The following is a 13,615-nucleotide window of genomic DNA, read 5'->3' as shown; positions in this document are numbered from 1 at the left end:
GATACGGGCGATAAAAGAGAACGAACATCCGATTTTCTGGAGATAGTCACCGTGTCCTCCTCTCTCGCCAAGCGCGCCGCGGGCGTCGCCCTCGCCGCCGCGGTGCTGCAGATGCTCATGATCCTGGCCTTCTCCTGGCCCGCCTCCCGGGTCGCCCCGCGCGACCTGCCCCTGGTGACGGCCGGTCCCCAGGCCGCCGCCGTCGCCGAGCGCCTGGAGCAGGAACGGCCCGGCGCCTTCGCGGTGAAGACCCTCCCCGACGAGGCCGCCGCCCGCCGCGCCCTGGCCGACCACGAGGCGTACGGCGCCATCGTCACCACCCCCGCCGGCCCCCGCGTGCTCGTCGCCTCCGCCGCCTCGCCGACGGCCTCCCAGCTGCTCGGCCAGCTCGCCCAGCAGCTCTCCCAGAGCCCCGCCGCGCCCGTCCAGGACGTGGTCGCCGCCGACCCCGACGACCCGCGCGGCGCCGCCTTCGGCACCCTGGCGCTGCCGCTGATCATGTCCGGGCTGGCCGCCGCCGTGCTGCTGACCTTCGTCGTCCCCGGCCTCGGCGCCCGCGCCGCCGGGGTGGCGGCCTTCGCGGTGCTCGGCGGGCTGGGCAGCACCCTGATCGCCCAGACGTGGTTGTCGCTGCTGCCCGGCTCCTACTGGGCCATCGCCGCCGTGATCGCCCTGACACTGCTGGCGGTGACCGGCACCGTGGCGGGCCTCGCCGCCGCCGTCGGCCGCGCCGGCATCGGGATCGGCGCGCTGACGCTCCTGCTGTTGGGCAACCCGCTGTCGGGCGCGACCTCGGCGCCGGAGATGTTGCCCGAGCCGTGGGGCGCGCTCGGCCAGCTCCTGCCGCCCGGCGCGGCGGCCACCCTGCTGCGCTCGGTCGCCTTCTTCGACGGCGCGGGCTCGGCCGGGCCGATCGCCGTCCTGGCGGTCTGGGCCGCCGCCGGGTTCGCCCTGATCGGCGTGGGCGTGCTGCGCGGCCGCCGCGCCGAGGCGGCGCCCGCCGCCGACCGCGAACCCGCCCTCGCCTCCTGAGCCCTCGCCCGTCCTCCTGAACCGAACGGTGACCTGCGCCTTTGCGGCCGGGTCACCATTCGATCACATTTGGTGACGCCTCGCCGGACCTCCTGCGCCGCAAGTGATCGATCAGTAGCATTCCGTAACTGACCTCACGCGCGCGGGGGAGGAGGGAGAATGGCGGGTTTCCTGCTGCGGCGTCTGGCCAACTACGCGGTGCTGGTCGTGCTGGCCGCCAGCCTCGCCTACCTGCTGGCGGCCACCGCGCTGCATCCGCGTGCCAACTTCGAGGACCGTGTCCCCCGGCCGCCCGACGCCGTCGTGGACGCAGAGTTGTCGCGGCTCAACCTCAACGACGAGGTCCCGCTCACGGAGCGTTACCTCACCTGGGGCGCCGGGGTCCTGCGCGGCGACTTCGGCCGCACCTGGCAGGGCGAGCCGGTCACCGCCGAGTTGTGGCGGCGCACGTGGGTGAGCCTGCGGCTGCTGCTGGCCGGCACCGTGGCGGGCTGCGCGCTGGGCGTCCTGCTGGGCGCCTACGCGGCGGTCCGGCAGCACCGGGCCCCCGACCGGCTCATCACGCTCGGCTCCTACCTGCTGCTGTCGGCGCCGGTGTTCGTGCTGGCGGTGCTGCTCCAGTCGGCCGCGCAGAAGGTCAACGACGTCACCGGCGTGCAGGTCTTCGAGTGGCTGGGCGAGACCGGGCCCGGCGCGTCCGAGGGCACCTTCGGCGCGCTCGGCGGGCTGGGCGACCGGGTGCGGCACCTGCTGCTGCCCACCGCCACGATCGCGCTCGCCCAGCTCGCCCTCTACTGCCGCTACCAGCGCAGCATGATGCTGGACGTCCTGACCGCCGACTTCGTGCGGACCGCCCGCGCCAAGGGCCTGCGCCACCGGTCGGCGGTGCTGCGGCACGGATTGCGCACCGCGCTGATCCCGATGACCACCTACTTCGCCTACACCTTCGGCCTGCTGCTGCTCGGCGGCGTGTTCGTGGAGAAGATCTTCGGCTGGCACGGCCTGGGCGAGTGGCTGATCGACTCCATCACGCGCGGCGACGTCCACGTCGTCGCCGCCGTCAACTGCTTCGCCGCGGTCGCGGTGCTGCTGGCCGGGCTGGTCTCGGACGTCCTGCACGGGACGCTGGACCCGCGCGTGCGGACCGGGGACGCGCCGTGACCGCGGTCGTGCGCGCCCTGGGCCGCAACCGGCGGGCCACCGCCGGGGCGGTCCTGCTGGCGCTGCTGTTCGCGCTGGCGTTCGCCGGTCCGGCGGTGTCGCCGTGGGGCTGGGAGGACACCGACTTCACCGCCTTCCGCCGCCCGCCGTCGGCCGACCACTGGTTCGGCACCACCCAGAGCGGCCGCGACGTGTTCGCGCTCACCCTGCGCGGGATGCAGAAGTCCCTGGTCATCGGCCTGCTGGTGGCGGTGCTGTCCACCGGGCTGGCGGCGCTGGTCGGCATGGTGTCGGGCTTCGTCGGCGGCTGGACCGACCGGATGTTGATGTGGGGCGTGGACCTGCTGCTGGTGCTCCCGGCGTTCCTGGTGGTGGCGGTGTTGTCGCCGCTGCTGCGCGACGGCCGCCCGCTGGTGCTGGTGGCGGTGCTCTCGGCGTTCCTGTGGATGGTCACCGCGCGCGTGGTGCGGGCCATGACGATCTCGCTGAAGGAGCGCGAGTACGTGCTGGCGGCCCGCTTCACCGGCGCGTCCACCCCGCGCGTGCTGGCCCGGCACATCCTGCCGCACCTGGCGTCGCTGCTGGCCGTGGACGCGAGCCTGAACGTCAGCGTGGCCGTCATCGCCGAGAGCGGCCTGTCCTACTTCGGGTTCGGCGTGCGGCCGCCCGACACCTCGCTGGGCACGGTGATCGCCGACGGGGGCTCCGCCGCCACCGCCTACCCGTGGCTGGCGGGGTTCGCCGCCGGGCTGCTGGTGCTGATCGTGCTGGCGGTCAACCTGCTGGGCGACGGCCTGCGCGACGCGCTCGACCCGACCTCCGGGCGGGCCCGGTGAACGGGCGCGAGGCCGGACCCGGCCCCTTCGCCCGGACCGCGCCGGGGACGGCGCCCGGCCCGCCGCCGGTGCTGGAGATCACCGATCTGCGCGTCACCTACGAGCCCGGCGTGCGCGCGGTGCGCGGGCTGGACTTCAGCGTCGGCCCCGGCGAGGTCCTCGGCGTCGTCGGCGAGTCGGGCTCGGGCAAGTCCGCCGCCGCGCTGGCCGCCGTCGGCCTGCTGCCGCCCGGCGCGCGGGCCGAGGGGTCGGTGCGGCTGCGCGGCCGCGAGCTGCTGGGCCGTCCCGACGCGGAGCTGTCGCGGGTGCGCGGCAAGGACCTCGCGATGGTGTTCCAGGACCCGCTGTCGGCGCTGACCCCCGTGCACACCGTCGGCGACCAGATCGCCGAGACCATCCGGGTGCACGCGGGCGCGACCCGCGCCGCCGCCCGCGCCCGCGCCGTCGAGCTGCTGGACCTGGTCGGCATCCCCGACGCGGCGCGCCGCGCGCGGGCCTACCCGCACGAGTTCTCCGGCGGCATGCGGCAGCGCGTGATGATCGCGATGGCGATCGCCAACGACCCGGTCGCCATCATCGCCGACGAGCCCACCACCGCGCTGGACGTCACCATCCAGGCGCAGGTGCTGGAGGTGTTGCGGGTCGCCAAGGAGACCACCGGCGCGGCCATCGTGCTGATCGCCCACGACCTCGGCGTGGTGGCCGGGTTCGCCGACCGGGTGATGGTCATGTACGCCGGGCGCGCGGTGGAGTCCGGGCCGGTCGGGGAGGTCTACGCCCGGCCCCGGATGCCGTACACGATCGGGCTGCTGAAGTCCCTGCCGCGCGTGGCGGGACCGCGCGTCCGGCCGGTGCCGGTCGAGGGCGCGCCGCCGCCCGCGACCGCGCCGGACGACGGCTGCGCGTTCGCGCCGCGCTGCCCGATCGCCGAACCGCGCTGCCGCGACGCCGTGCCCCCGCCGGTCCCGGTCGGCCCCGGGCATCTGGCCGCCTGCGTGCGCGCCGACGCCACCGAGGGCCGTGCCGAGATCTTCCCGGTGCCCGTGCCGCCGCCCGCGCCGCGCCGCCCGCCCCGCGACGAGCGCCCCGTCGTGCTGGAGGTGGACGGCCTGGTGCGGCACCATCCGATCTACGGCGGGACGTTCCTCAAGCGCCGCGCCGGGACCGTGCGCGCCGTGGACGGCATCGCCTTCGACGTGCGCGAGGGCGAGACGCTCGGCGTGGTCGGCGAGTCGGGCTGCGGCAAGACCACCGCCCTGATGGAGATCCTGCGGCTGGCGGCCCCGCAGGAGGGCGCCGTCACGGTGTTCGGGCAGGACACCGCCGCGCTGACCGCCGCGCGCCGCAAGGCCCTGCGCCGCGACCTCCAGGTGGTGTTCCAGGACCCGTTCGCCTCCCTGGACCCCCGGATGCGCGTCGCGTCGATCCTCGCCGAGCCCCTGGCGGCCCACGGCGTGCCCCGCGCCCGGCGGCGCGAGCGCGTCCGGGAGCTGCTGGACCTGGTCGGCCTCGATCCGGTGTACGCGGGCCGCTACCCGCACGGCCTGTCGGGCGGGCAGCGGCAGCGCGTCGGCATCGCCCGCGCCCTGGCGCTGGAGCCGCGCCTGCTGCTGCTGGACGAGCCGGTCGCCGCGCTCGACGTCTCCGTCCAGGCCGGGATCATGAACCTGCTGGCCGACCTCCAGACCCGGCTGGGCCTGGCCTACCTGCTGGTCGCCCACGATCTGGCGGTGGTCCGGCAGGTCGCCGACCGGGTCGCGGTGATGTACCAGGGGCGGCTGGTCGAGCTGGGCGCGGCCGACGCCCTCTACGCCGCCCCCGCCCACCCCTACACGCGCGCGCTGCTGGACGCCGTCCCGTCGCCGGACCCGGCCCGCGAGCGCCGCCGCCGCGTCCCGCCGCTGCCCGGCGACCCGCCCGACCCGGCCGCGCCGCCCGAGGGCTGCCGGTTCCGGCCCCGCTGCCCCCGCTACGCCGCGCTCGACGGCGACCGGCGGCGGTTGTGCGAGACCACCGACCCTGAGCCGCACCGCCCCGCCCGGGACGCCGACCGGCGCGTCGCCTGCCACCATCCGGGGGAGCGGTGAGGCCGCGCGGCGGAGCGGCGACGATGGCGGCGGTGCTGGGCTGCGCCGCCGTGACGGCCGGATGCCAGGGCGGGGGCGGCGCCCCGCCCGCGCCCGCCGCGGACCGCCCGCCCGGCTCCGACGTCAACCCGATGCCGCGCGACCGCGTCCGCGACGGCGGCACGCTGCGCTGGCCGCTGCCGGAGTTCCCCACGCAGTGGAACTTCCACCACGTCAACGGCAGCCGCGGCGTGGTCGAGCAGGTCGTCCAGGGCGTGCTGCCCTACCTGATGCGCTCGGACGCCAAGGCCGTGCCGCACCCCGTCCCGGCGTACCTGCGGTCGGCGCGGGTGGTGAGCACCAAGCCGCAGCAGGTGGTGGTCTACCGGCTCAACCCCAAGGCGCGCTGGTCGGACGGCAGGCCCATCGGCCCGGCCGACTTCGTCGCGCAGGCGCGGGCGTTGTCGGGCCGCGACCCCCGCTTCCAGATCTCCAACGCCACCGGGTACGAGCGCATCCGGAAGATCGGCCGCGGGGCCGGGCCGCACGAGGTGAAGGTGGTCTTCGCCCGCCCCTACGCCGACTGGCGCAGCCTGTTCAGCCCGCTGTACCCGGCGTCCACCTGCGCCGACCCGGCGGTGTTCAACGGCGGCTGGAGCGACCGGGTGCCGGTGAGCGCCGGGCCGTTCCGGGTGGCGCGCATCGACCGGACCGCCAAGTCCGTCACGCTGGAGCGCGACCCGGGCTGGTGGGGGCGGCCCGCCAAGCTCGACCGGATCGTGTTCCGCACCATGGACACCGCCGCGATGCCGGGCGCGTTCGCCAACGGCGAGATCGACCTGATGGACATCGGCGTGGACGCGAGCGCGCTGCGCCGCGCCGAGCACGTGCCGGGCGCGGTGGTGCGGCGCGCGGGGGCGCCGGACTGGCGGCACTTCACCCTCAACGCCGCCGGGCCCTTCCTGCGCGACGTCCGGGTGCGGCGCGCGATCATGCTGGCCGTCGACCGGCGCGTCATCGTCCGCTCCGACCTCGCCGACCTGGGCTGGCCCGAGCGCACGCTCGGCAACCACTTCTTCGTCAACACCCAGCAGGGCTACCGCGACAACTCCGGCGACCTCGGCCGCTACGACCCGGAACGGGCCCGGCGGCTGCTCGACCAGGCGGGCTGGGCGCCGCGCGGCGAGTACCGGGTGAAGGACGGGCGCACGCTGGCCCTGCGGTTCGTGATCCCGGCGACCGTGCCGGGCGGCAAGCAGGAGGCCGAGCTGGCGCGGGCGCTGCTGGAGCGCGTCGGCGTCCGGGTGGACATCCGGCCGGTGCCGACCGACGACCTGTTCGACCGGTACGTCACGCCGGGCGACTTCGACATCGTGCCGTTCTCGTGGCTCGGCACCTCGTTCCCGCTGTCGCCGCTGCGCTCGGTGTTCGCCCGGCCGCGCGGCGCGCGCATCCAGCAGAACTACGCGCGGGCGGGCACGGCGAGGATCGACGCGGCGATGGACCGCGCGATCGGCGAGATCGACCAGGCGAAGGCCCGGCGGCTGGTGAACGAGGCCGACCGGCTCATCTGGGAGCTGGCGATCGTGCTGCCGCTCTACCAGCGCCCGCAGATCGTCGCGACCCGGGGCGGGTTGGCCAACCTGGGCGCGGGCGGGTTCCACGAGACGGCCTACGAGGACATCGGGTTCACCGGTCCCCGCTAGTTCTTCGACCGTTCCCCGGTCAGGGGAAGGACAGTTCGATGCCCTTGCGGTCGTTGGTGAAGCGGGTCTCCCACACGTACAGCTTGACGTCGGAGTCGGCCAGGCCGTCCTTGACCGGCAGGTCGGTGGCGATCCGCACCAGGTAGGACGCGCCGGCCGGGATGAAGGTGTCGTCGTCCTGTTTGACCGGCGGCCGGGACCCGTTCAGCCGGGCGATCACCTTGCTGTGGTTGGGCAGCGTGCACATGGCCGACGGCACGCCCGGCTGCGGCATGCAGCGCTCCTGGGCCGAGGCGGGCACCCGGTCCTTGGGCAGGAACAGGTCGGCGGGGAAGTCCAGCAGCACCGGCCGCCGCTGGTTGTTGGTGAGCACGTAGTCGGCGTAGGCGTAGCCCGACCCGGCCGGGGACGGCTTGCTGCTGTCGAGGGGGTGGCCGTCGGTGCCCGCCTTGACGGCCGCGAGCCCGTACCCGTAGCCCTCGGGGGTGGTGAGGCTGAGCGGGGCGCCGGTCTTGGGCGCGGACCCCGCGGCCGGGATGGCGCCGCCCCCCTCGTCCTGCTGCCCGCCCGAGGCCGCCGCCGGGGGAGCGGCCGGGTCCGCGCCGCCGCCGTCCGGGCGCATCACCATGATCCCGACCGCCACCGCGGCGATGCCGACCACGCCGGTGAGCGCGCCCGCCAGCCCGAGACGACCGGCGTTGCTCTTCTTCTTCCTGCGGCGGTGCGAACGGTAGCTGTTGGACATGTTCTTCCCTGGGCTCTCGGGGGCCTGTCCAGCCTCGGTAAGCGCGTCCTGTCTCAAGCGCGAACACGATACAAGACGTCCGGAACACTCGTGACGGGCACCCGCACGTGCGGAAAGGGGCGGCGTTCCCGCCTGAAGATCACGAAGTGCGGGCGCGGAACACCTCCGGGCCGAGCCCCCGCAACGACGCGTCCAGCACCTCGGCGGTGTGCGCGACGGCCATCGGCACGCCCTTTCCGCCGGACTGGCGGCCCAGCGCGTCGGCGATCTGCATGGAGCAGCCGGGATTGGCCGCGACCAGCACTTCCGCGCCGGTGTCGCGGACGTTGGCGGCCTTGCGGTCGCCCAGTTGGGCGGCCGCCTCGGGCTGGAGGAGGTTGTAGGTCCCGGCCGATCCGCAGCAGACGCCGGGGTCGGTGATCTCCCGGACGGTCAGCTCCGGGATGCCCGCCAGCAGGGCGCGCGGTTGGGCCCGCACGCCCTGGGCGTGGGCGAGGTGGCAGGCGTCGTGGTAGGCGACGGTGACCGGTAGTGGCCGCCGTTCGGCGCGCGGCCCCAGCTCCACGAGGTACTCGGCCAGGTCCCGCGTCCTGGCCGACAGCGCCTCGGCGCGGCCGGCCCAGGCGGGCTCGTCGGCGAGCAGGTCGGCGTACTCCTTCATGGAGGAGCCGCAGCCCGCCGCGTTCACCACGACGACCTCGACCCGCTCGAACGCGGCGATGGTGCGGCGGGCGAAGGCGCGGGCCTCGTCTTCGCGGCCCGAGTGCAGCGACAGCGCGCCGCAGCACCCCTGGGACTTGGGGATGACGACGTCGCAGCCCTCCATCGCCAGGACGCGGGCGGTCGCGGCGTTGACGCCGGGGAAGAACTCGCGCTGCACGCAGCCGGTGAGCATGCCCACGGTGGCGCGGCGCTCGCCGCGCGCGGCGACGAAACCGGGCAGGCGGGGGGCCTTGCCGAGCGGCGGGGCCAGGCGCTCCATCGCCGCCAGCGACGGCGACAGCCGTTCCAGGACGCCGCTGCGGCGCACCAGGCGGTCCAGGCCGGTGCGCTGGTAGAGGCGCAGCGGGCCGCGCAGCGCGCGCAACCGCCGGGGGTAGGGGAACAGGCTGAAGATCATCTCGCGGATGGCGCGGTCGGCGGCGGAGCGGGGGTGCTCGCGCTCCACCTCGGCCCGCGTCATCTCGATCAGCCGGTTGTACTGCACGCCCGACGGGCAGGACGTCACGCACGCCATGCAGCCGAGGCAGGCGTCGAAGTGGCCGACCATGGCGTCGCTGAGCGGCGCGCCCTCCTGGTGCTGCTGCATCAGGTGGATGCGGCCGCGCGGGGAGTCCATCTCCTCGCCCCACAACACGTAGGTGGGGCAGGTCGGCAGGCAGAACCCGCAGTGCACGCAGTCGTTGAGGAGCTTCGGCAGTTCTTCCGGGGCGCCCATGGTCAGATCCCTCCCACGAAGCGGCCGGGGGACAACCGGCGCTCCGGATCGAACTGGTCCTTCACGCGGCGCATCAGGGACAGCGCGGGCACGGGGCCCCACACGTCCAGCGCGTCGCGGACGGGTTCGGGGGCGTAGCGGACGACCGCGCCGCCCTTGTGCGGGGCGAGCGCGGCGCGCAGGCCCTCCAGTGTCTCGGCGGCCCGCTCCGGGGTCAGGTCGCCGGGGAGTCCGAGCAGGCCGCGCCCGGCCGCGCTCCACGTCGCCGATCCGGTGAGCCAGTCGGCGTGCGCGAGGGCGGTCGGCGGCGCGGTGATCTCGATGAGGGTGGTGCCGTCGGGGTAGCCGCCCCACCAGGCGGGCGGCTCCTGCTCGACGCGCGCGCCGCCGCCGAACAGGTCGTTGACCTGGCCCGAGCGGGCGGTCACGCCGTCGGGGACCCCTTCCAGCAGGGCGCCGACCGCGATGCCGTCCGGAGTGGCGGCGCACTCGACGGCGCTGGGCGCGACGGGGGAGTGCAGCACGGACTGGACGGCCTCGTGCGCGGCGGCGGGGTCGGGGACGACGGTGGAGACGTAGGCGGCCGCGGCGGGCATCGGGTGCAGCCGGAAGGTGGCCTCGACGATCAGGCCGAGCGTGCCCCAGGAGCCGGCGAACAGGCGGCCGAGGTCGTATCCGGCGACGTTCTTGACGACCTTGCCGCCCGAGCGCGCGATCCTGCCGTCCGCCCGGACGATCGTCAGGCCGATGACCAGGTCGCGCGGCGAGCCGTACAGCAGCCGCAGCGGCCCGGCCGAGCCGGTGGCGACGGTGCCGCCGACCGTCGCGCCGGGCAGCGGGGAGTCCAGGGCGAGGCGCTGGCCGTGCTCGGCGAGGGCGGCGGCGAGGTCGCCGAGCCGCACGCCCGCCTCGGCCTTGACCACCAGGTCCCCGGCCTCGTGCTCGACGATCCGGTCCAGGCGGGCGGTGTCCACCAGCAGGTCGCAACGTTCGGGCGGCAGGCCCCAGTCCAGGCGGGTCTCCATGCCGCGCGGGACGACCGCGAGGCCCAGCTCGGCGGCGGCGCGCATCACCTCGGCGGCCTCGGCCACGGTCGCGGGGGCCGCCACCAGGCGCGGGACCGCGCCGAGCACGCCGTCCTCGGGTCCGGCGGCGCGCACGTCGCCGCAGACCTTCGCCAGGGAGTCGATCGGTGCCGTCATCAGAACAGGTCCGCCTTTCCCTGCTCGACGAGGGGGTGCACGCCCTTGCGGACGCCCGGGACCTCCCCGCACAGGCGCGGCGTGGGGAAGACCTTGCCGGGGTTGCACAACCCCGCCGGATCGAACCCGCAGCGCACCATCTGCATGGTGTCCAGGTCGGTGTCGGTGAACATGCGGGGCATGTAGCGGGACTTGTCGACGCCCACGCCGTGCTCGCCGGTGATGGACCCGCCGTGCTCGATGCACAGGTCCAGGATCGCGCCGGAGACCTCCTCGGCGCGCTCGGCCGCGCCCGGCTCGGCGTCGTCGAACAACACCAGCGGGTGCAGGTTGCCGTCGCCCGCGTGGAAGACGTTGGCGACGCGCACGCCCGACTCGGCCGACAGCGCGTCGATGCGGCCGAGGACCCGGGGCAGCGCGGTGCGCGGGATGACGCCGTCCTGCACCAGGTAGGCGGGGCTGATCCGGCCGACGGCGGCGAACGCCGACTTGCGGCCGCGCCAGATGAGCGCGCGGGCGGCGTCGTCGGCGGCGATGCGGATCTCGAACGCGCCCGCCTGGCGGCACAATCGCTCGACCTCGGCGAACTGGTGGGCGACCTCGGCGTCCGGGCCGTCCAGCTCCACGATCAGCACCGCGCCCGCGCCGGGCGGGTAGCCGCAGCTCACCGCGGCCTCGGCGGCCTCGATCGACAGGGCGTCCATCATCTCGATCGCGGCGGGCACCACGCCCGCGCCGATGATCGCCGACACCGCCGTGCCGCCGGACTCGATGGAGTCGAAGGCGGCCAGCAGGGTCTGCACGGTCTCGGGCACGCGGGTCAGCCGGACGGTGATCTTGGTGGTGATGCCGAGGGTGCCCTCGGCGCCGACGAACACCCCGAGCAGGTCGTAGCCGGGGCCGTCGGCGGTCAGCTCGGTGATCTCGCCGTCCGGGGTGACGATCTCGCAGGCCAGCACGTGGTGGGCGGTGAAGCCGTACTTCAGGCAGTGCGCGCCGCCGGAGTTCTCGGCCACGTTGCCGCCGACCGAGCAGATCTGCTGGCTGGAGGGGTCGGGCGCGAAGTAGTAGCCGTCGGCGCGGACGGCGCGGGTCACGTCGAGATTGATCACGCCGGGCTCGACCACCGCCCGCTGGTTGGGGATGTCGATCTCCAGGACGCGGCGCATCCGGGCGGTGACGATCAGGACGCCGTCGGTGCGGGGCAGCGCGCCGCCCGACAGGCCGGTGCCCGAGCCGCGCGCCACGTACGGCACGCCCTCGGCCGCGCACGCGCGCACGACGGCGGCGACCTGCTCGGCGGACTCGGGGAGCACCACCACGCCGGGCGTCGCGCGGTGGTTGGTCAGCCCGTCGCACTCGTAGGTGCGCAGGCGGACCGGATCGGTGATGACCCCGTCGGGGCCCAGCAGCGCGGTGAACCGCTCGGCCAACCGCGCGAGCGAGGTACTCATACAGCCACCCTTCCACGCCCCCCGAAGGACTTGAACGAGTGTGCTCCGGCCGCCCGGACCGGTTGGTCCGGGCGGCCGGGCGGGTGCGCCTGCGCGCGCGTGCGCGGCGGGCGCGGGTGCCGTTACGGGAAGTGCACGTAGGCCGGGGTGGTCAGGAACTCCTGGTACTCGTCGGCCAGGGTGACCTGCTTGAACAGCTCGACGGCCTCGTTGTAGCCGGGCTCGTCGTAGGCGTCGCCCAGCTCGGTGCGGATCTTGGCCAGCTCCTCGTCCAGCAGCTCGGCCACCCACTCCTTGGTGATCTTGCGGCCCTCCTTGGTGGAGATGCCGTTGTAGATCCACTGCCACACCTGGGAGCGGGAGATCTCGGCGGTGGCCGCGTCCTCCATCAGGTTGTGGATGGCGACCGCGCCCGAGCCGTTCAGCCAGGCGGCGAGGTAGCGCAGCGCGACGTCGATGTTGCCGCGCAGGCCCGCCTCGGTGATGTCGCCCGGGGTCGCCTTGATGTTGAGCAGGTCGCCGGCCGAGACGGTGACGTCCTCGCGCCGCCGGTCGCGCTGGTTGGGCTTGTCGCCCAGCACGCCGTCGAAGACCTCGCGGCAGACCGGGACCAGGTCGGGGTGGGCGACCCAGGAGCCGTCGAAGCCGTCGCCGGACTCGCGGGTCTTGTCGGCCCGGACCTTCTCCAGCGCGGCCTTGTTCACCTCGGCGTCCCTGCGGGACGGGATGAACGCGGCCATGCCGCCGATGGCGTGCGCGCCGCGCTTGTGGCAGGTGCTCACCAGCAGCTCGGTGTAGGCGCGCATGAACGGCGCGGTCATCGTGATCGAGTTGCGCTCGGGCAGGATGAAGTCGGCGCCCCGGTCCCGGAACTTCTTGATCACCGAGAACAGGTAGTCCCAGCGGCCGGCGTTCAGGCCCGCCGAGTGGTCGCGCAGCTCGAAGAGGATCTCCTCCATCTCGAACGCGGCCGGGATGGTCTCGATCAGCACGGTGGCGCGGATGGTGCCGCGCGGGATCTCCAGGTGGTCCTGCGCCAGGTTGAAGGCGTCGTTCCAGAGGCGGGCCTCCAGGTGCGACTCCATCTTCGGCAGGTAGAAGTAGGGGCCCTTGCCCTTGTCCAGCTGGCGGCGCGCGCAGTGGAAGAAGTACAGGCCGAAGTCGAACAGCGAGCCGGACATCGGCTCACCGTCGACCAGCAGGTGCTTCTCCTCCATGTGCCAGCCGCGCGGGCGCACCACGATGGTGGCGAGCTCCTCGTCGGCCTTCAGCGCGTAGGACTTGCCCGACTTCGGGTCGGTGAAGTCGATGGTGCGGTCGAGGGCGTCGCGCAGGCTGAGCTGGCCCTCGATCATGTTGTTCCACAGCGGGGTGTTGGCGTCCTCGAAGTCGGCCAGCCACACCTTGGCGCCCGAGTTGAGGGCGTTGATGGTCATCTTCTTGTCGGTCGGGCCGGTGATCTCGACCCGGCGGTCCACCAGGCCCGGCGCGGGCTCGGCCACCCGCCAGGTCTCGTCGGAGCGCACGCCCGCGGTCTCGGGCAGGAAGTCCAGGGTGCCCCCGGCCGACAGCTTGCGCTGCCGCTCGGCGCGGGCCTCCAGCAGCTCCTTGCGGCGGGCGCCGAACTCCCGCTGGAGGTGGGCGAGCAGGCTGAGCGCCTCGGGCGTCAGGATCTCGTCGTACCGCTCGTGGAGGGGGCCCGTCATCTCCACGCCTTCGAGTGCAGCCATCCGCCTGCCCTTTCGCATCGTGAAATTTCACTTCTGTTCCGTGGAGAACGCTACTCGCCGGTACGGAGCCGGGTCAAAGCGGGTCCCGGTGGCCTTGACCACGCCCTTCGCCCCATGCGAGGAGGTCGGGAGGGGTCAGCGGGTCCGATCCGGGGCATGCCCCGGACGTGGCGGGATAATCGAATGCCCCGCGGTCGCGGAGCGTGAGACGATCCGCGGGAAGACACGGCCGCACCGCGGCGTTC

The 13,615-nt window shown here is 74.4% G+C and carries 10 protein-coding genes; 5 read left to right on the top strand and 5 right to left on the bottom strand.

All coding sequences use genetic code 11. The annotated features are described in order from the left end of the window. Positions 1-51: 51 nt before the first annotated feature. The 5 genes from AH6_RS15340 to AH6_RS15320 all read left to right on the top strand — a co-directional run bounded on the left by AH6_RS15340 (position 52) and on the right by AH6_RS15320 (position 6,801). The gene (locus tag AH6_RS15340; RefSeq protein ID WP_218005831.1) at positions 52-1,032 is read left to right on the top strand and encodes a hypothetical protein; all 981 of its coding nucleotides are present in this window, start codon (positions 52-54) and stop codon (positions 1,030-1,032) included. A 159-nt stretch (positions 1,033-1,191) separates the two neighbouring features. After that, positions 1,192-2,193 (top strand): ABC transporter permease, encoded by a 1,002-nt coding sequence (locus AH6_RS15335; protein ID WP_067479900.1) that lies wholly within the window; start codon positions 1,192-1,194, stop codon positions 2,191-2,193. Further along, positions 2,190-3,029, top strand: a complete 840-nt coding sequence (locus tag AH6_RS15330) for an ABC transporter permease (RefSeq protein WP_067479898.1) — start codon at positions 2,190-2,192, stop codon at positions 3,027-3,029. Before AH6_RS15335 ends, AH6_RS15330 begins: the two co-directional genes overlap by 4 nt. Continuing rightward, positions 3,026-5,116 (top strand): dipeptide ABC transporter ATP-binding protein, encoded by a 2,091-nt coding sequence (locus AH6_RS15325; protein WP_083982872.1) that lies wholly within the window; start codon positions 3,026-3,028, stop codon positions 5,114-5,116. The genes AH6_RS15330 and AH6_RS15325 overlap by 4 nt, the downstream gene beginning before the upstream one ends. Continuing rightward, on the top strand, positions 5,113-6,801 hold the full coding sequence (locus tag AH6_RS15320; RefSeq protein WP_245679316.1) for an ABC transporter family substrate-binding protein: 1,689 nt from the start codon (positions 5,113-5,115) through the stop codon (positions 6,799-6,801). The genes AH6_RS15325 and AH6_RS15320 overlap by 4 nt, the downstream gene beginning before the upstream one ends. Positions 6,802-6,820: 19 nt before the next feature. Here AH6_RS15320 and AH6_RS15315 read toward each other — a convergent pair whose 3' ends face one another. The 5 genes from AH6_RS15315 to aceB all read right to left on the bottom strand — a co-directional run bounded on the left by AH6_RS15315 (position 6,821) and on the right by aceB (position 13,370). Further along, the gene (locus tag AH6_RS15315) at positions 6,821-7,546 is read right to left on the bottom strand and encodes a hypothetical protein (protein ID WP_067479894.1); all 726 of its coding nucleotides are present in this window, start codon (positions 7,544-7,546) and stop codon (positions 6,821-6,823) included. A gap of 139 nt (positions 7,547-7,685) precedes the next feature. Next, positions 7,686-8,984 (bottom strand): (Fe-S)-binding protein, encoded by a 1,299-nt coding sequence (locus tag AH6_RS15310; protein WP_067479892.1) that lies wholly within the window; start codon positions 8,982-8,984, stop codon positions 7,686-7,688. Between the two features lie 2 nt (positions 8,985-8,986). Then, on the bottom strand, positions 8,987-10,186 hold the full coding sequence (locus tag AH6_RS15305) for an FAD-binding oxidoreductase (protein WP_067479890.1): 1,200 nt from the start codon (positions 10,184-10,186) through the stop codon (positions 8,987-8,989). Beyond that, the gene (locus AH6_RS15300; protein WP_067479889.1) at positions 10,186-11,640 is read right to left on the bottom strand and encodes an FAD-linked oxidase C-terminal domain-containing protein; all 1,455 of its coding nucleotides are present in this window, start codon (positions 11,638-11,640) and stop codon (positions 10,186-10,188) included. The genes AH6_RS15305 and AH6_RS15300 overlap by 1 nt, the downstream gene beginning before the upstream one ends. 122 nt (positions 11,641-11,762) lie before the next feature. Further along, positions 11,763-13,370, bottom strand: coding sequence for a malate synthase A (aceB, locus tag AH6_RS15295; RefSeq protein ID WP_067479887.1), 1,608 nt, complete (start codon positions 13,368-13,370; stop codon positions 11,763-11,765). Positions 13,371-13,615: the final 245 nt, after the last annotated feature.

This window comes from Actinomadura hibisca NBRC 15177 (genome assembly GCF_001552635.1).
Taxonomy (GTDB): Bacteria; Actinomycetota; Actinomycetes; order Streptosporangiales; family Streptosporangiaceae; genus Spirillospora; species Spirillospora hibisca.
This window is presented reverse-complemented; position numbering and strand designations above follow the sequence as displayed.